This window comes from Mesobacillus sp. LC4 (assembly GCF_053543455.1).
Genome location: NZ_JBGCUB010000001.1, coordinates 822,428 through 841,086 on the forward strand (window position 1 = coordinate 822,428; position 18,659 = coordinate 841,086).

Sequence of the window (18,659 nt, forward strand, 5' to 3'; positions counted from 1 at the left end):
TAATATATGAAGAAATAATTTATAAAATATAGAATTTTTCAAAAATAGTACTTTTGAACTGTTTAAAATTTTGGGAAAGATGGTAGATTAAAATAAAAAACGGAAGGTGAATATATGCAGTTTGGACCACTCATTAAATTTTATAGGATTCAACAAGGTCTAACACAAAAGGAACTGGCAAATGGCATATGTTCAGTTCCCCATTTGAGCAAGATCGAAAGCAATTCCAAAGAAGCCAACCAAGAAACAATGGGGCTTTTACTTGAAAGACTTGGCGTAAACCTTTCTTCCATTACGGAAAATGAAGGGCAGATTAAGCTGCTAGTAAGCGAACTGAATGAGAAGATCGATTATTATTTAAATGACGAAGCTGACGAAGTGATGAAGAACCTTCAGGAGTTTGAAGGAATAATACCTTTTTCAACAAATTTACATACATATGAACTAGCTAAATATAGATACTTGATTTTTAAAGGTAAGATATCAGAAGCAAGTAAGCAATTTGAACTTTTGAATAAACAGAAGAATATTTTTTCCCAACCTCAGATGGCTTTATTTTCCTATCTGCATGCTGTATGGTTATTAAAGAAAGGTAATTGTAGAAAAGCAGATGAGATCTTAAGTTCGATCGGCAAAGCTTCTAAGATAGAAATATCAAGAGGAGAATTACTATATCACCGAGCCCTGGCCAAGAGTTCTCTTGAAGAACCAGGATACGCTATTTATTACGGCAAATTAGCTTTGGAAGAATTTATGGTGGACCATAACTTCAAAAGGATATTGCATGTATTGATTTTATTAGGGATCAATTATACGCATTCAAAGATTTATGAAGAAGCTCAAGATTGTTTTAAACATTTGATTCGGAATGCAGAATTATTAAAAGAAAGCAAACTCCTGCCAGAAATATATCATAATATGGGTTACTTGCAGAAAAAACTTAATAAATTTCAGGAAGCTATTGTATTCTTTGAAAAAAGTAAAGCAATGCAGACAGAGATTAATCTTCATTATTTAATAACATCTTATTCTATTGGTGAAATTAACTTGGAACTTGGTAATATGGATAAGGCAAGAGAGGCTTTTCAAGAGGTTCAAAGAGTATCAAAGAAGTTGGATAATCGCAAGTATAAGATTCTATCAAATTATTATCTTATGAATCTTGAGTCTCCTGAAAAATCACTTGCATATTCCGAAACAAAAGTAATCCCTTTTTTAGAAGAAAGTGATGGGAAAAGTGAAGAATTAATCGGATTTTACAAAATGCTATCGAACCACTATCAAAATATTGGCAGGTTCGATCAAGCAGTAAAATATATTCAAAAAATTAATTAAATGGAGGAATGGAAAAATGAAAAAGAAGTTATTTGCTTTACTTTCATCAAGTGCATTTGCTTTAGGAGTATTAGTAGCGGGCATGCCGCCAATCCAACCTCCAGTATAAAAAAATGTAACAAAAAGGCCAAATTAAGGCCTTTTTGTTTTTTATACCTATAAAACTTGGGAAAGTTTTCATGACGTTAAATTACCCCCAGAACCCTCATATAATAAACGAACTATCTTTACGAAGCGGACATGTTATTCTGTCCACTCAAAACATGAGGAGGTTCGGTATGGGAACAATTAGCATGGATATTGACGAGTTGTTGGAAGAGACAACGGATGTTGCTGAAAATGATTTAAGTTATGCGCTGAACCAAATTGAAATTGACACTTTGCTTGAAATTACACGCCATTGGTAAAAGATATTAATCCGTTCCAGGATTCTCTGGAGCGGATTTTTTATTTAATTGGATATATAAGAACGTATGTACTATAATTAGTTATATGATTTTTAGAGATCGGGGCAGGTGAGTGGATGCAGAAGGTAGTGAAGATACCGGTGAGGACTTTGGCTGAGTATGTATATAAAAGTGGGAGTATCGTATCTGGATTCAGCTCAACTTCGTCATTTGCCGAAGGATCTCGAATCCATCGAGAAGTCCAAAAAACATATAATGAACAAGATCAATGTGAAGTCTATTTAAAGACTGAAATTGAATGTGAGAATCTTCATTTTATGATTGAAGGGCGTTGTGACGGTCTTCTTGAAAACGATGGACACATGACAATCGATGAAATTAAATCAACCTCCTTAAGCCTGGATGTGATCAATGAAGAAAGTAATCTTGCTCACTGGGCCCAGGCAGAATGCTATGCGTATATGTACATGCAGGACCATGAACTGGATTGCATCGATATCCAGCTTACGTATGTACAGAAATCTTCCGGTGAAATAAAAAGATTCCGTAAGACTCGGACAAATGACGAGATCAACGAAGCTATGCGGTACATGTTATCCATGTTTGCTCCCTATGCAAAATTGCGATTAGAGCATGAATTGAAAAGGAATCAAAGCATCAAAGAATTGGCATTTCCTTTTCCTCAATACCGTAAAGGGCAGCGTCAGCTAGCTGGTACGGTCTACAAGACAATTCTTGAAAATAAGACCATTTTCGCAACTGCTCCAACTGGTATCGGAAAAACCATTTCTACCATCTTTCCGGCAATTAAAGCAATAGGTGAAGATCATCTGGAAAAGATTTTATATTTGACTGCTAAAACAACGACCAGGCAAACAGCAGAGGATGCTTTTAGTCAACTGTTTGCTGGAGGCCTTCAAATGAAAGTAGTGACTATAACGGCAAAGGACAAAGTTTGCTTTACCGGGCAGGGAGAATGCAATAAAGAGCATTGTGAGTTTGCGGACGGTTATTATGACAAAATCAATGACGCTATACTTGATATTTTGCAAAATGAAAACTCTTTAAATCGATATTGTATAGACCAATATGCATTTAAACACAAGATTTGCCCTTTTGAATTTTCCCTAGATCTTGCTTATAGTGCGGACACAGTCATATGTGATTATAACTATATATTTGACCCGAAAGTTTCTTTAAAGCGTTTATTTGATGAGCAAAAAAAAGCAACAGTCCTTCTTGTTGATGAAGCTCACAACCTGGTTGACAGAGGGAGGGATATGTATTCATCCACTCTGGAAAAGGCACCTTTTTTGCAGCTTAAGAGGGAGTTTAAGGGGAAGAACGAAAACATACATAAAATTTCCAAGCTAATGAACGACTATTTTATCAAGGTGAAAAAGCAGGCTGAATCTTCAAAAACAATCGAATTTGAAGAGCCTCTTGAGGATTTCAATCAGTTGGTATCGGACTTTATTGAACTTGCTGAACAGGAACTGTTAAGCGAAAGATCTGAGAATCCAGAATTGTTGCTTGAAACCTATTTTGCAGCGCAGAATTGGCAAAGAATCGGCAAGCTTTATGATGAACGCTTTATTTTATATGCAGAGATACAAAGGAATGAAGTGAAAATAAAGCAATTTTGCCTTGATCCTTCTTATCTAATCAAGCAAGCAGGTAAAAGTTTCAAAGCCCGTGTTTTCTTTTCGGCCACTTTGAGCCCTACTGGATATTACCGTGATATGTTAGGCGGAGAAGAAGATGATTATGTTGTCAGAATTCCTTCCCCATTTTCCCAAGAACAGACCCAGGTAATGGTCAAGCCTATTTCGACTAGATTCAAGGATAGAGAAAACTCGATAAAACCGATTGTCAAAACACTTGTCGAAACCATTCAGACTAAGCCAGGCAACTACTTGATCTTCTTTCCATCCTATCTCTATCTTAATTCGGTGTTGGATGAATGGAACCTCGGCAATTATGGCATACCGTCAATTGTACAGGATACAGGAATGGGAGATGCCGAACGTGAAGCGTATCTGGAATCCTTTAAACCAGGAAGATCAGACTCACTGGTAGGTTTCGCTGTCCTTGGTGGAATCTTTTCAGAAGGAGTTGATTTAAAGGGGGACCGATTGAATGGTGTGTTGATAGTGGGGGTTGGACTGCCTCAAATTGGCTTCGAGCGGGATTTGATCAAACGGCATTTTTCCTCCACAGGTAAAAATGGATATGATTATGCCTATGTTTATCCAGGTATGAACAAAGTCCTTCAAGCAGGCGGCAGACTGATTCGTTCAGAAAAAGATACAGGAACCATTATATTGATGGATGATCGTTATTTACAGTCTAAATATCAGTTCTTGCTGCCAGATTTATGGAAAAGTTATCGTGTAAAATAGACAAACATCCTGCTTTTTAGAGGATGTTTTTATTTTTATAGAATTTTTTTAAGAATTGAAAGCCAAACCGGCGCAACTTCCGTCTAATGATTAAGAATGGAACAAGGGGGTGCATCTATTGCTGTCATTGATTAAAAAAGCCCAGAGGGGAAATGACAAAGCATTTCTTGAGCTTTTCCAGCAATATGAGCAGGATCTATACAGGATGGCTTATATATATGTGAAAAACGAGAACGACGCATTGGATGTGGTACAGGAAACAGCGTATAAGTCGTTTAAATCTATAAAAGAACTGAAGGAGCCACAATATTTTAAATCATGGCTGATCAGAATAGCCATTAGCTGTTCACTCGACATTCTTAGAAAAAGGAAAAAGGTTGTGCCATTGAAGTCTGATTTTGAGGACTTTATTTCAGGAGCAGTTCATGAAGATTTGACTTCCGAAATTACATTAAGGGGATTGATTGAAGAGTTACGGGAGGAAGAAAAAAGTGTCATCCTGCTAAGATTTTATCAAGGAATGACTTTAAAAGAAGTTTCGGAGACATTGGATATTCCACTAGGCTCAGCAAAGACAATATTGTATCGAGGGTTAGAAAAGCTTCGCAAAAACTGGAAGGGAGATGACGCATATGAGCAATAAAGTCCAAACAGAAATGAGCAAAATTGAAATACCGAATGAATTGAGCGAGCGAAGCAAATTAGGGATTGGAAAGGCAAAATCTGAGATGGGAAATAACAATAAAAAGAAATGGTTCACCTTTGCAGCACCCGGTCTCGCTGTGATCATTGCACTGGGGATAGCAGGCCCTGGATTGTTATCTAATCAGCCACCTGAAAATCCCGTCATCAAAACAGTACAAACCAGTCACGCTTTTGATGTCACTGACCCTAAAAGGCTTGTCGGATGGGCAGATAATGTGTTTGTTGGAAGAGTTGTAAAGTTGTCTGGAACATCTGATGAAAGAGGAATGCTTGAAACGCAGTTCAAAGTGGAAGTGGCTGAAAATATCAAAGGTGAATTGCATGGAGACATAACAGTCAACCAGCAAGGGGGCTATGAAGGGGAAACCCTGATTCTGGTGGAAAATGACCAGCTGCTCAAAGAAGGTGAAAGCTACTTATTTATTTCCAGGCAGAATGAAGAAAAGGAATGGCATACAATAGTGCCAGGATACGGAGACATTCTACTCAATAGTGAAGCACATAAAGAGGAGCTATTAACTAAATACGAAAAGGCGTATCAGAAAGAAATCCCATTTAAGTAAGTGTAGAAGACTAGAATCATACTTCAAATATAAAATAATAAAAAGTATTGACTCTGACGCTGCGTCATAGATTACGATTTATATGTGGAGGTGATCAAGACATGTATAAAGTAAAAGAAGTTGCAGAGTTTACGGGAGTGAGTGTACGGACCCTACATCATTATGATCGAATTGGGTTACTAAAACCAGAAGCTGTTTCCACTGCCGGGTATAGACTATACTCAGAAGAAAATCTTGAGCGCCTTCAGCAGATATTAGTTTTCAAGGAAATGGATCTCTCTCTTCAAAGCATCAAAGATATCATTGATCGGCCGGAGTTTAACCGCAAGGAGAATTTAACAAAGCATAAAGAATTACTTTTAGCTAAGAAAAAGCGGTTAGAAGAGATGATCATGACTGTGGAACGGACAATTCATTCAATAGAAGGAGGTTATAAGATGGCAGAAAAGGATATGTTCAAAGGGTTTGATATGAAGGAAATTGAAGAACATCAAAAGAAATATAGTGAGGAAGCGAAAGAGCGGTACGGGAAAGAGACTGTCGAAAAAGTCGAGAAGAAGACTGCTGGATATTCAGCGGAAGACTGGGGAGACATCCAAAGTAAAACAGAGGGAATTTATCAACGGCTTATTGCCGGGATGGACAAGGGCCCAGAAGCTCCAGAAGTACAGCAGGCTGTAGCGGATTGGCGTCAGTTTATCACCGATCACTATTATGATTGCACACTGGAAATCTTTCGTGGGCTGGGAAATTTATATGTGGACGATCCGAGGTTCACAAAGAACATAGATAAATACCAACAAGGACTGGCAGCATTCTTTAAGGAAGCGATCCACTTTTATTGTGACCAGCAAGAAAAGTAATGAATAAACAGTCTTAAAAACACCCAATACTCTATGAGGCCACTGAAAAAGTCCTTATAGGGTAACTTAGTTAAATTGGCCGGTTGATTTCCACTCCAGGATGCTTCGCTTTCCGCAGGGCGTGAGGTGTAGCCTCCTCAGCGCTAAAGCGCCTGAGGGGTCTCACCTGACCCGCTGATCCCGCAGGAGTCTACGCACCTTCCATTGCAATCAACCTAGTGCAACTAAACTAAAGACATTATCTTTAGAGGCAAAAGAGGACAAGAAACAAAAAAAGCAGATCCAATTCCTGAAATATGGAGTTTGATCTGCTTTTATGTTTGGCTCTTAAGAAAATCTAAAAAATCGGCATACTTTCAGTGGCTTCTATTCTATAGGCTGTTTTTTGATTCCTGAATTGAAACATATCTTCAAATCCAACGTATTAATGTTAACCAGATGTTCTTACAATGTTTTAAGATTCAATAAAATGTGAAAGTGGATAATAATAGTCAGAAGGAGGGTTTTCATGAAAAAGTTTTTTAAAAGAATCAGGCTTGTATTTAAAGTGCATAAATTTTTACCCTTTTTAATAGAGTTCTTTACTTCGAGGCTAGTTCCATTAAAGCAAAAATTCATTTCAGCTGGCTTGATCATCGGCTATTTTCTCCTGCCATTTGATATCATTCCTGACTTCTTAACATTAATCGGAGTCGTTGATGATGTAGGTGTCCTGCTTATTATTTTCCAACAGATGATAAAAATGGCTCCGGCTGAGTTAAAGGAAAAACACAAACTTGAATAAAGTTTGATACAGTATACAAGCCAGTAATAGGATAGATTCGTTAAAGTTTATAATAGGCAGTCTTTATTGGTATAATACAAAATAGAAGATTTTGCATCTTGTCACTATTTCCATTTGGTGCATTTCGAGACAGGGGGAAGCTTGATGCACAGAAATCATTACTTATATGAATACCTAAAAGAAAACAGCTATAATTTAACTGAAGAATGGTTTGAAAATATTGATAAGTCAAACACTGCAGGTGTATATGCTTCGAGTGACCCTAAGGTTATTAAAGCGTTGAAAAAACAAAATCATGATTTCCATTTACATTTTATTGAGTTATTCAATAAAGGGGAACAAGAATTTTTCCGGGACTTCGAGCCATGGATCATCGAGATAGCAAGTGATTTTGAACATATTAATACGCCTATTCATTACGTAATCAGGGAATTTAAAAACGTAAGGAATCAGTATTTTGACTATGTCCGTAAATTTATTCAGATGAACCCGGGGATCACAAGGGAAGAAGTCGATTTATGGTATGATATTATCCTTAAAGAAATGGACGAGGTCATTTTACGTTTCGTCGAAGCTACATATAAATACTCTCAAAACGTGTTGAAAGCCCAGCAGGCGACTATCAATGAATTAAGTGCCCCAGTTATTTCATTAAGCAACCATCAAGGTTTGCTGCCTCTTATCGGGGATATTGATACTTCAAGAGCAAAAATGATTCTTGAAAATACACTTAAGCAATGCACTAAAAGGGATATTCATCACCTATTTGTTGATTTATCAGGGGTGGCGATGATTGACACTATGGTTGCCCATCAAATATTCCAGCTATTGAACGCATTAGAAATAATAGGTGTAAAGACCACGCTATCTGGCATCAGACCAGAAATTGCCCAGACAGCTGTTCAACTTGGGCTCTCTTTCAAAGATAAAGAGATCAGAACAAACCTGGCCCAGGCTCTAGACCAAAAATAAAAAGGCTTTCCGCAGAAAGCCTTTTTTTGTTATGCCATTAAATACTGATCTTCACGAAAACCAGTCTTATCCTGGACAATTTCATCAACTTCTGAACCTTCAAGTGTTTCTTTCTTTAGCAATTCTTCTACTAGCATATCAAATTGTCTTCTGTGAGCATTAATGATCATTTCGGATTTTTCTAGAGCGTCATCGAAAAGCTCCTGCATCTTTGTTTCTTTCAAGCCTTTACTGAATGTTAGTGAGAAACCTTCCTGCAGCAAGCCCGTGTCAACCATTTGCTCTATAATCTGTTTAGCTTGCTGGACATCACCGCTTACTCCGATACTATGTTCACCGAGAATCATCCTTTCGGCTACACCACCAGCAAGAATCATCGCTATACGGTCAATTAAATCGCTATGAGTCGACAATTGAAGTTCTTTTGGAATCGGAGCCACATATCCAAGTGCCTGCCCTCTGGGGATGATTGTTGCTTTTCGGACAGAACCAGGTTTAGTGACTGCTGACACAAGTGCATGTCCTGCCTCGTGGATGGCAACCCTGCGCTTTGTATCTGCATCCTGAAGAGTACGGGAAGTACTTCCGAGGATGGTCCGATCAAGAGAGTAATCAATATCACTCTTTGAAATGAAATCCTGTCCACTCCTTAATGCACGTCTGCTTGCTGTTTCAAACAACGAGTGCAGCTCGGCCCCTGAGAATCCAGAAGTGCTTTCAGCCAGGTTATCCAGTGATGCTGCAACGTCATCTGCCAGGTTTTTTCCTTTAATATGAATGTTAATGATCTCTCTTCTGCCTTTTGTATCCGGAAGTGGGACATTAAATGAGAAATCGATACGACCTGGACGTAGGAATGCATCATCCAGCATGTCTTTCCTGTTCGTAGCTGCAATGAAAAGAATTCCATCATTAGCGTGGCCTCCGTCAAGCTGGACAAGCAGTTCTGTCAGTGTCTTTTCACCTTCTTCACCGCCATGTGGCTTACGTTTACCGGCAAGAGCATCAACTTCATCGATGAAAATGACGGCTGGCCCTTGCTTCCGTGCACTTTGGAATAAGCTTCGGACACGAGAGGCACCTACACCGATGAACATTTCATTAAATGCAGATCCGCTGGCAGAGAAAAAGTTGGCGTTCAATTCACGAGCAATAGCTTGAGCAAGCAAGGTTTTGCCTGTGCCTGGAGGTCCATACAATAGTATGCCCTTTGGCGGTTTAATGCCCATCTTTGCTGACTTTTCCGGATTTTTCAGTATTGAGAGTGTCTGAAAAATTTCCTCTTTCATTTCTTCCTGCAATCCACCTACATCTTCTAAAGTAATGGAAGGGAGAGGGTTAGGTTTTGAAAGACTATTCTTCATTCTATTTCCTGTACCGATACCACCAGTTTTCTTTTGAATAACAAACGCAGTACCTAGCAAAAGCAATAATACTCCGCCGAGGATCCAGGCACCATATTTGCTGTTATTCATATATTGATAGTTCACATTATATTTTTCTACTAATTTATCGACCATCTGGCTTCCGGGAGGAACTTGGGAAACTAATGTTGATTCTTTCGTTTCAAGTACTAGAGTTCCATCCATTTTTTCAGTAAGGGTTGCTTCGCTGCCATTAAGGCCTTCTATACTCTTGACAAGAGAAGAAAAAGGGACAGATACTTTATCATCAGTATTTTGAACGACAAATGTCGCTGCAATCGTAACTATAACCATAAACGCCGCAAAAAGCGGAAGAATCTTAGAAACAAACTTCGGATTTGAATTCATGGTTTCAGCTCCTTATCTATTCTATATACCATTATAAGTAATATACCTATGTAAGGAATAGGTAAATCGTATGACTCCCGCTGGTAAATAAATGAAAAGAATAGACTAAATGTTTAATATGCTCATAAATAGGGGTATAGAGCCTGTTTCAGAAAAATTGTTGGGAAAATTAATATGGACAAATTGTGACAATTAATGAATTCAGTAAAAAAATGGAATGTATATAAATAGCTTCTTGAAACTTTTGGAAGTTGAAGATAGGATGGAAAGAGAATAGATAAGTGAATTTTGCATTCATATTCAGCACACGGGAGGGGTCTGTTTGAAAGGCTGGAAGAATCCCATACTTTTAGTTCTGGGGATAGGGGTTTCAAACATTGGTAATTGGATTTATTTTGTGGCTATAAATTTATTGGTTCTAAAATTAACAGGTTCTGCCGCTGCAATCGCTGGATTATTTATCATTAGGCCATTGGCAATCCTTTTTACGAACACATGGGCAGGCAGCGTCATTGATCGTGTCAATAAGCGGAGATTATTAGTTTACATTGACATACTTCGTGGAATTCTTATTGCAATCATCCCATTTTTTAATTCAATTGTTCCGATATACATAATTATGTTCTTAACAAATATAGCGGGAGCATTTTTTGGTCCCACGTCAGAAACTTATATAACAAAGCTTGTTCCACCTGAAAAAAGAAAACGTTTCAATTCCATCTTTTCGTTTGCAACGTCTGGTGCGATGCTTGTAGGACCTAGTGTATCAGGAGTTCTGATTATGTTTGGAAGCATAAATACAAGTATTTACATTAATGCAGTTACTTTTTTCTTTTGTGCATTGGCCATATTCTTCCTGCCAGATGTGGATGAAAAGTTAAGCAGTGAAAAAGTTAGGGAACGGATTACGATGAAAATGATCGCTGAGGATTGGAAGGCTGTCATCAGTTTTGGAAAAACAGCAACTGGTTTTATGATCATTTTCCTTATGTTTCAATTCATCACTTTAATTTCATTTTCCCTCGACTCACAGGAGGTTACCTTCATACAACAGGTTATGGGCTTATCCGAAAAGAATTACGGATTATTGGTAAGCCTCACTGGAGCTGGGTATGTGGCTGGTTCTTTAGCTGTGTCAGCGCTGGCGAATCGTCTTTCAATAAGGATGCTCTTGGGTATGGGGTCTTTTCTGTCGGTGACCGGTTACTTGATGTTTTATCTTGCTTCACCACAAACGATCCCGCTGGCTGTGGTCGGATTTATCATTATTGGGTTCTTTTCACCATTTTCTTTTACTGGTTATGCAACTTTTTTCCAAAACAATGTACCAGTCGACTTGATGGGCAGGTTTAGCAGTTCATTTGCCTTCTTTCAGGCAATGGTTCAAATCCTGTTAACTTTGTTATTGGGTTATATAGCAGAAGTAGTTACACTGCAAACAGTTACTGTCGCATTCTCTGCAATAGGACTGTTACTCGCTGCAGCCTTGATGTCGCTGATATTTCTTCAGTCCAAAAAAGACCTTTTCATTCTTGAGGCAGAGAACAATTTAACAAAAGAGGGGTAAAAAAAGCTGTACTGGTTTAAATCACACCAGTACAGCTTTTTTGTGATGTGACTGCAGTACAGGTATCCCTTCATACATAAAACCTTTTGAATAGTAGAAAATACATTTGATTGAAGAAAAGGAAATCAATTGAAGTTATAAGTGTTGGGATAAAAGGGAGGGAAGAAATTGTTCCATGCTTTTGTTATATTAGGTGGATTTGCTTTGTCGGTTGGAATGGGGAAGTGGGAACGATGGAAGGAATTTCTCCCTACTTTTTATTATTGGGCTCTGTTTAGTTGCTTCTATGAGTACATATCTTATATCGGCAACAAACACTTATGGGAATTTGACAGAAATTTTATCAGTCTATTTGTCACTGAAACATTATATACATTCATTTTTTACCCAAGTATGATCATTCTGTTTCTGGGAAACTATCCACAGGGCAAATCCCAAAGAATATTGCACTATGTTAAATGGATATCGTTGTCTATCTTAGTCGAGACCATTGCCTTCAAAATAGGAGCCATTAAATTTGCACACGGCTGGTCTATGGGCTGGGAAGTTTTTTTCTATAGTACGATGTATCCCATGCTCATGCTGCACCACAAGAAGCCATTGGTTGCGTTAATCCTCTCGGTGTTCTTTGTCCTCTTTTATTTACTGATTTTTAATTACCAGCTTATATGAGGGTGAAGGTGCAATTGTTGTTCCCTGGACAATTGAGGGAATAGTTTCAAAAAATGTGCAAACCATAATAATAATCGAAGCAAATATGAAATTTGAGGTGTAATGTGATTTGTCTTACTTATTGGGTAAAGAGCGAAAACTCATCATATTTTCACTCATTGTGATTTCTCTCTACTTATCCCCTTATTTTATTTTAGGAGACGATGCCCATATTAGGGTCCATGACAATCTTGACTCAAATTTGGCTTGGTACAAGGTGCTTGCTGAGAGTGGCGAGCTTACCGGTTCTTTAGATTCCAGGATTCCTCAAATCATCAATGGGCTGCCGAGGAATGCGCTTGGAACCGAGCTCAGCCTAATTGTATGGCTGTATGTATTATTCCCGACAATGGTTGCTTATGGAGTAAGTCAGGGAATCACCAGGTTCGTAGCTTTCCTTGGTATGTATTTAGTTTTGAAGGACCACTTTATTAAAGCGGAAGAAAAAAGCATTATTCGTGTCGGGACAGCTCTTGCATTTTCCCTTACTCCATTTTGGCCGTCTGGGATGCTTAGTACCTTAGGTATGCCTCTCGCACTCTGGGCTTTTTTGCATATCAGAAAAGGCAGGGTTTCCTGGTCGTATTATCTTACGCTTACACTCCTGCCATTTTATTCAAGTATCGTTCTTGGTTTTTTCTTTTTCCTCAGTGCAATGGGAATACTTTGGCTTTATGATTTCATCCGCAGAAAAGGCTGGAATTGGAGGTTCTTTTTAGCGATAGCATATATGACAGCTATGTATTTAGTCACTGATTACAGACTGGTGTACTCCTTCTTATTTGATGGGGAACCGAATAGCAGAGATGAATACTTTCACGCACGACTATCGTTCTGGCACTCTGTCAGGCTAACCTTCAAAAACTTCTTCCTAGGACACACACATGTTATGACGGTACATACTCTTGTAATACTGCCAGTCATTGTAGCAGCGATGCTTCTTATTTGGAAGCATAAAAAGTGGAAGAAAGAACGCATTTTTGTGGTCTTTTTTTCTCTTAACTTTGTATTATCTGCCTGGTATGCATTTTGGTTTTATAAAGGATGGCTTCCATTAACTGAAAAATTCCACTTCCTGGATACATTTAATTTCGCCAGGTTTCACTTTTTGCGTCCATTACTCTTGTATATTCTGTTTGCCATCGGCCTCAAGATTCTATGGAATGAAATAAAATTGCAGAAAATAGTGCCCTGGTTAATAGCTGCCCAAATTATCCTTCTTTTGTTCTCAAACGAAGAGATCATACACCGCAAAAAGCCTAGTGTCGGGGAATTTTACGCAGTAGAACAATTTGAAGCTATCAAAAATCACATAGGAAAACCTCAACATCACTATCGTGTAGCCAGTATAGGCTTGCATCCAGCAATCGCTCAATATAATGGATTTTACACCCTGGATACCTACAATAATTTTTATCCTCTGAGTTATAAAGAGCAGTTCAGGAAGATTATTGAAAATGAACTTAAAAAGAATAAGAAAATCCGGATCTACTTTGATGAGTGGGGCGGACGCTGTTATCTTTTTACCGATGAATTGGGAAAACATTATGTGTTTAAAAAAACATCAAAGAGAAGAATTGAAAACATAGACGTGAACATAAAGCAGTTTAAAGAGATGGGCGGAGAGTTTATCTTTTCTTCAGTTCCTATTGATAACGCATCAGAAAATGACCTGAAGCTTGATAAAGTCTTTGACTCAAAGGAAAGTGCCTGGAAAATTTACCTCTATGAAGCTTTATGACACCAAGGAGGCTAATAATGAATACGCCGATCTTCACAATTATCGTACCTTGTTATAATGAAGAAGCAGTCCTGGAAGTGACAATCGATCAGTTGACTGCCAAGCTCAGTGAACTGATTAAGCAAAATATAGTATCAGATAAAAGCAAAGTCCTATTTGTCGATGATGGAAGCAAAGATAGGACCTGGCACTTGATTTATAAAGCCAGCTTAAATAATGAAATGGTAAAAGGCCTTAAGCTCTCAAGGAATGCCGGACATCAAAACGCTTTGCTCGCCGGACTTTTTTCAGCAAAGGAAGCGTCCGATTGCATGGTAACCATTGACGCTGACCTCCAAGATGACATTCATGCTATTAACGAAATGGTTAAAAAGTACAACGAGGGTTACGAAGTGGTATACGGTGTGAGAAGCAGCAGGGGGAGTGATACATTCTTCAAGCGGTTTACTGCAGAAGGATTTTATAAGCTGATGGACAAGCTGGGAGTCAAACTAGTCTTCAACCATGCAGATTTTCGTTTGATGAGCAAGAGGGCTGTAGAAGAATTGGAACAATTTGCGGAAAGCAATATGTTTCTTCGTGGAATTGTCCCTTTAATCGGTTTTAACTCTACTTCAGTATGTTACGAAAGGAGAGAACGCCTAGCAGGGGAAACAAAGTACCCATTGAAGAAAATGCTGGCATTCGCCTTTGATGGCATCACTTCATTTTCAGTGACACCAATCAGATTTGTGATGCTTATAGGATGTCTTTCTTTTCTCGTAAGCCTTGTATTCGGTCTTTATTTTCTCACATTGAAGTTTTTTGGGAACACAGAGCTTGGATGGACTTCCTTAATAACATCTATATGGCTTATTGGGGGCCTGCAACTGATTGCCCTTGGTTTGGTTGGAGAGTATATAGGGAAAATTTACAAAGAAACGAAGCGGCGTCCAAAATATATTATCGATGTCGATCTCTTTAATCTGCCTGTGTCGAGAAAATTGATCAACATGGAAGGAGCAGATTATGAGCCAATCAGTGAAACTCGGAAGCTATCTGAGAATAACTAACCAGCTGGCGCAGAGGATTGGACTCGGGAATGTAAGCTTTCTGGAATTCATAAAATTTCTGCTGGTCGGGTTATTGAATACACTTGTTGGAATGGGTTTGATGCTTATTTTGAAAAATGGGCTGGAATGGCCATTTTGGTATGCCACATTCACTGGAAATACGGTTGGCGCGATAGTCAGCTATTTAATGAACAGAACTTTTACATTTAATAGTAAGGTTCCTATCCAGGTTGGAATACCGAGATTTTCTGCAGTTGTTCTAGCGTGTTATATATTTTCTTATTCAATCAGCAGGCTGATAACTGGTTCTATGGACTCCTTCACACTTGGTGAATTTTATATCGATTCAGACAATTTCGCGATACTGTTAGGGGCTCTCATCTATACTCTCGCTAACTATATTGGACAAAAATATTTTGTTTTTAATGATTACGCTCAAAGCAGCTCTTGATGCTGCTTTTTTTTATTGACTAAATGTCCAATTATAGATAAAAATGAATAAGTGCATTTGCTGTTTGTTTTTTAGGACTTCAAAACACCGTAAAGTACAGCACCTAAAAATTTACCCCTTAAAGGAGCAAGACCATTTCATGAACATTTGGGAACTATTTGTGGCATTTATACTCGGGCTAGTAGAAGGATTAACTGAATTTGCGCCTGTATCGTCAACCGGTCATATGATTATTGTCGATGACCTGCTATTGCACTCTAAACAACTATTCACAGAACCAGTTGCCAATACGTTTAAAGTAGTTATTCAATTAGGGTCGATCTTGGCAGTGGTCATTGTGTTCAAAGATCGATTCATTAATCTATTGGGATTGGAAAAGGGTGTTTCGATTGGTGAATCAAAAGGGAGGCTGAGTTTGCCTAAGGTGATTGTAGGGTTGATCCCTGCTGGGGTGACGGGCGTTTTATTTGAGGACTATATTGATGAACATCTATTTTCGGTTGAAACTGTCATTATCGGATTAGTAGTTGGGGCATTCTTGTTAATAATTGCAGACCGCTTACAGCCAAAGACGCTTAAGACCGAGGATGTTGATCATATCAGTTATAAACAAGCCTTCGGAGTAGGTTTGTTCCAGTGTCTTGGTTTATGGCCAGGATTCTCCAGGTCTGGTTCTACAATCGCCGGTGGCGTTCTTCTTGGGATGAGCCACCGCGCAGCTTCCGATTTTACTTTCATCATGGCGGTTCCAATCATGCTTGGTGCCAGCGGCATTTCCCTCTTGAAAAACTGGGAGTACTTTACAATGGATGCTTTACCGTTTTTCACTGTAGGCTTTATCAGTGCATTCGTGTTTGCATTGATTTTCATTCGCTTCTTTTTGAAACTTATCAATAAAATTAAATTAATGCCATTTGCGATTTATCGGATTGTTTTGGCTGGATTGATTTATTTTATTTTTCTATAAAGCTCTTACACCATATTAAAAAGGAAAAGACGCAAAAATGCGCCTTTTCCTTTTTTGGTTTCAAAAAATCAAAACATGCGGTGCGCTTTAGCGTTACTCCTCGCAATAAGGACATTTTGTGCCACCTGGGTTTCCCCATTGATCTGCGAGTTTGTATGCTTGCGCCTTGACCTGCTGTGGTGAAAAAGTTGTGAGTGTGGATCCAAATGATCTTTGTAACTCATACAATCACCTCATGAATGGATTTTTGAAACACCCGATATTCATACGAATATCAGTAATATCGTTTGTATTATGAAGGACCAATATACAGAAAAATAATAAATGCTTTTTAAAAATAATCTTTTTTTGCTTTTTTTGTAACTTTTTACAATTTTCATCGTATTAATCTTTGTGAAGCCATTTTATATAATTTTTTTAGGAAAAGAGGAGATTCTATGTCGCAATTTGCCCTCGAGGTAAAAGACCTGACTAAGACGATTGGTAAAAAAACAATCGTTGATGACGTGAGTTTTCAAGTGGAACGGGGAGAAATTTTCGGTCTGCTCGGTCCAAATGGTGCCGGCAAAACAACCATTATCCGAATGATTGTTAGCCTGATTAATCGTAGTGGAGGAACTGTGCTCGTAAATGGACATGATCTGGATGATTCCTTTACAGCAGCAATGAATGAATTAGGAGCCATCGTTGAAAATCCTGAATTCTACAAATACCTTAGTGGATATAAGAATCTCAGGCATTATGCTCGCATGGCATTAAGCGAAATTACTGAAGAGCGGTTAAATGAAGTAACAAAGCTGGTAGGGCTTGAAAATGCCATTCATGATAAGGTCCGCACTTATTCATTGGGTATGCGACAACGCCTTGGAGTGGCGCAAGCGATTTTACATAAACCGTCCATTCTGATTCTGGATGAGCCTACCAATGGACTGGATCCCCAGGGAATTCGTGAGTTCAGGGATTATTTACGCTTGCTCGCAAGCCAGGGGACCTCTGTATTAGTTTCGTCTCATTTATTGTCTGAAATGCAGCTAATGTGCGATCGATTTGCGATCATCGAGAAAGGAAAATTAATACATATTTCTTCTATGTATGACCATGAAACATCAGAAACGATCGAAGTAAAAACGATCGAAGTGGAATTATCGAATCCAACGCTTGCTTCTAAGCTTTTGGCAGAGCAAATGACTGATATTAAAGTAACATCTAGTAAAGGCAATCGCATAACTTTAGCAGCCCGCAAAGAACAAATCCCAACAATCAACAAACTGTTTGTTCAACATGATATCGATGTTTATGAAATATTAAATGTAAAAGCAACACTCGAAGACAGATTCCTGGAAATAACCAATAAAGATAAAAAGGAGCAGATGGTATGATTCCTTTAATTCAAAATGAACTGATGAAGATATTCGGCAAAATGGCCAGCTGGATCTATATGGTCATAATCGTGTTGGCTGTTTTGATTGCTGGAATCATTTATATGAAGTTCAGCGCAGACCCAAATCCGAACTGGAGACAGGATACCCAGAATGAGATTGCGATGCTTGAAAATCAGATGGCATCAGCCTCTGATGATGAAAAGAAAATGATCCAAAACCAAATTGAACAGACTCAGCAGTATCTTGATCAAGACATTAACCCAAATGAAAAAACAAACTGGCATTTCATGAACGATGTAGTCGTGGGTGTCAGTTCTCTTGTCACCTTGTTCGTGGTGGTTGTCGGCAGTGCCAATGTCGCTGCAGAATTCTCTGATGGAACAATCAAACAGCTATTGATTCGGCCGCATCAAAGATGGCGAATTTTATTGTCAAAGTATATAGCCGTCATCATTTATGCATTATTATTGGTCCTGACATTGATTGTTTCAGGATATTTAATTGGATTGATCTTATTTGGCAGTGGAGATTTCAATATGAAGATTTTTGAAATTACGCTGGAAGGAAGAAAGGTAGCAATTGTTGGTACACAATTCATGTTAAAAATGCTTTACTTCATTCCGAGCTTGCTGATCATCATGACAATCGCGTTTATGCTGTCTACCTTATTTAAAAGCCAGGCTCTTGCGGTTGGTATCGGGATTTTCGTTCTGTTCTTTTCCTCTACAATCGGAGGAATCATCCTGATGCTTGCGGATAAATACACATGGGCAAAATTTCTGATTTTCCCGCATCTGGATTTGACTGTCTATGCACTCCAGGATCGAATCCTTGAGAATATAACATTGCCGGTTTCGCTATCTATTCTTGCGGTATATTACGCTATTTTTATGATGCTCACCTTTTTCTTTTTCCAAAAGAGGGATATCAGTATTTAAGCAGAATAATTTAAAGAGCGGTCCTGTGACCGCTCTTTTTATATGGA

18 protein-coding genes are annotated in these 18,659 nt (G+C 38.4%); 16 read left to right on the plus strand and 2 right to left on the minus strand.

Features of this window, described 5'->3' with window-relative positions:
* Positions 1–114: 114 nt before the first annotated feature.
* The 8 genes from AB5I83_RS04305 to AB5I83_RS04340 all read left to right on the plus strand — a co-directional run bounded on the left by AB5I83_RS04305 (position 115) and on the right by AB5I83_RS04340 (position 8,031).
* Positions 115–1,335, plus strand: coding sequence for a helix-turn-helix domain-containing protein (locus tag AB5I83_RS04305; protein WP_448973069.1), 1,221 nt, complete (start codon positions 115–117; stop codon positions 1,333–1,335).
* A 278-nt stretch (positions 1,336–1,613) separates the two neighbouring features.
* Complete coding sequence (locus tag AB5I83_RS04310; RefSeq protein WP_448973071.1) at positions 1,614–1,742, plus strand: hypothetical protein; 129 nt, start codon at positions 1,614–1,616, stop codon at positions 1,740–1,742.
* 116 nt (positions 1,743–1,858) lie between these two features.
* Entirely contained in the window at positions 1,859–4,144 is a 2,286-nt protein-coding gene (locus tag AB5I83_RS04315; RefSeq protein ID WP_448973073.1) for an ATP-dependent DNA helicase, read from the plus strand.
* Between the two features lie 118 nt (positions 4,145–4,262).
* Entirely contained in the window at positions 4,263–4,787 is a 525-nt protein-coding gene (locus tag AB5I83_RS04320) for a sigma-70 family RNA polymerase sigma factor (protein ID WP_448973075.1), read from the plus strand.
* Complete coding sequence (locus AB5I83_RS04325) at positions 4,777–5,412, plus strand: hypothetical protein (protein ID WP_448973077.1); 636 nt, start codon at positions 4,777–4,779, stop codon at positions 5,410–5,412. The genes AB5I83_RS04320 and AB5I83_RS04325 overlap by 11 nt, the downstream gene beginning before the upstream one ends.
* 101 nt (positions 5,413–5,513) lie before the next feature.
* Positions 5,514–6,275, plus strand: coding sequence for a MerR family transcriptional regulator (locus tag AB5I83_RS04330; RefSeq protein WP_448973079.1), 762 nt, complete (start codon positions 5,514–5,516; stop codon positions 6,273–6,275).
* Between the two features lie 508 nt (positions 6,276–6,783).
* Positions 6,784–7,059: a YkvA family protein gene (locus tag AB5I83_RS04335; RefSeq protein WP_448973081.1), complete on the plus strand. Its 276-nt coding sequence runs from the start codon at positions 6,784–6,786 to the stop codon at positions 7,057–7,059.
* 144 nt (positions 7,060–7,203) lie between these two features.
* On the plus strand, positions 7,204–8,031 hold the full coding sequence (locus tag AB5I83_RS04340; RefSeq protein ID WP_448973083.1) for an STAS domain-containing protein: 828 nt from the start codon (positions 7,204–7,206) through the stop codon (positions 8,029–8,031).
* Positions 8,032–8,060: 29 nt separating this feature from the next.
* Here AB5I83_RS04340 and AB5I83_RS04345 read toward each other — a convergent pair whose 3' ends face one another.
* On the minus strand, positions 8,061–9,803 hold the full coding sequence (locus tag AB5I83_RS04345; protein ID WP_448973085.1) for an AAA family ATPase: 1,743 nt from the start codon (positions 9,801–9,803) through the stop codon (positions 8,061–8,063).
* Positions 9,804–10,125: 322 nt separating this feature from the next.
* On the opposite strand from AB5I83_RS04345, the gene AB5I83_RS04350 reads away from it, so the two are divergent.
* From AB5I83_RS04350 to AB5I83_RS04375, 6 genes are all read left to right on the plus strand, one after another.
* Positions 10,126–11,370: an MFS transporter gene (locus tag AB5I83_RS04350; RefSeq protein ID WP_448973087.1), complete on the plus strand. Its 1,245-nt coding sequence runs from the start codon at positions 10,126–10,128 to the stop codon at positions 11,368–11,370.
* 216 nt (positions 11,371–11,586) lie between these two features.
* The gene (locus AB5I83_RS04355) at positions 11,587–12,042 is read left to right on the plus strand and encodes a CBO0543 family protein (protein ID WP_448973918.1); all 456 of its coding nucleotides are present in this window, start codon (positions 11,587–11,589) and stop codon (positions 12,040–12,042) included.
* Between the two features lie 109 nt (positions 12,043–12,151).
* On the plus strand, positions 12,152–13,822 hold the full coding sequence (locus tag AB5I83_RS04360; protein WP_448973089.1) for a DUF6044 family protein: 1,671 nt from the start codon (positions 12,152–12,154) through the stop codon (positions 13,820–13,822).
* A 17-nt stretch (positions 13,823–13,839) separates the two neighbouring features.
* Positions 13,840–14,874: a glycosyltransferase family 2 protein gene (locus AB5I83_RS04365; RefSeq protein WP_448973091.1), complete on the plus strand. Its 1,035-nt coding sequence runs from the start codon at positions 13,840–13,842 to the stop codon at positions 14,872–14,874.
* Complete coding sequence (locus tag AB5I83_RS04370) at positions 14,831–15,325, plus strand: GtrA family protein (protein WP_448973093.1); 495 nt, start codon at positions 14,831–14,833, stop codon at positions 15,323–15,325. The genes AB5I83_RS04365 and AB5I83_RS04370 overlap by 44 nt, the downstream gene beginning before the upstream one ends.
* Positions 15,326–15,464: 139 nt before the next feature.
* Positions 15,465–16,292, plus strand: coding sequence for an undecaprenyl-diphosphate phosphatase (locus AB5I83_RS04375; RefSeq protein ID WP_448973095.1), 828 nt, complete (start codon positions 15,465–15,467; stop codon positions 16,290–16,292).
* A gap of 68 nt (positions 16,293–16,360) precedes the next feature.
* On the opposite strand, the gene AB5I83_RS04380 is transcribed toward AB5I83_RS04375, so the two are convergent.
* Positions 16,361–16,516 (minus strand): YpzG family protein, encoded by a 156-nt coding sequence (locus AB5I83_RS04380; RefSeq protein ID WP_102263026.1) that lies wholly within the window; start codon positions 16,514–16,516, stop codon positions 16,361–16,363.
* Between the two features lie 213 nt (positions 16,517–16,729).
* Between AB5I83_RS04380 and AB5I83_RS04385 the strand changes: the two genes are divergently transcribed.
* Together AB5I83_RS04385 and AB5I83_RS04390 are read left to right on the plus strand one after the other, a co-directional pair.
* Positions 16,730–17,671, plus strand: a complete 942-nt coding sequence (locus tag AB5I83_RS04385; protein WP_448973097.1) for an ABC transporter ATP-binding protein — start codon at positions 16,730–16,732, stop codon at positions 17,669–17,671.
* Positions 17,668–18,612, plus strand: a complete 945-nt coding sequence (locus AB5I83_RS04390; protein ID WP_167832576.1) for an ABC transporter permease — start codon at positions 17,668–17,670, stop codon at positions 18,610–18,612. The genes AB5I83_RS04385 and AB5I83_RS04390 overlap by 4 nt, the downstream gene beginning before the upstream one ends.
* Positions 18,613–18,659: the final 47 nt, after the last annotated feature.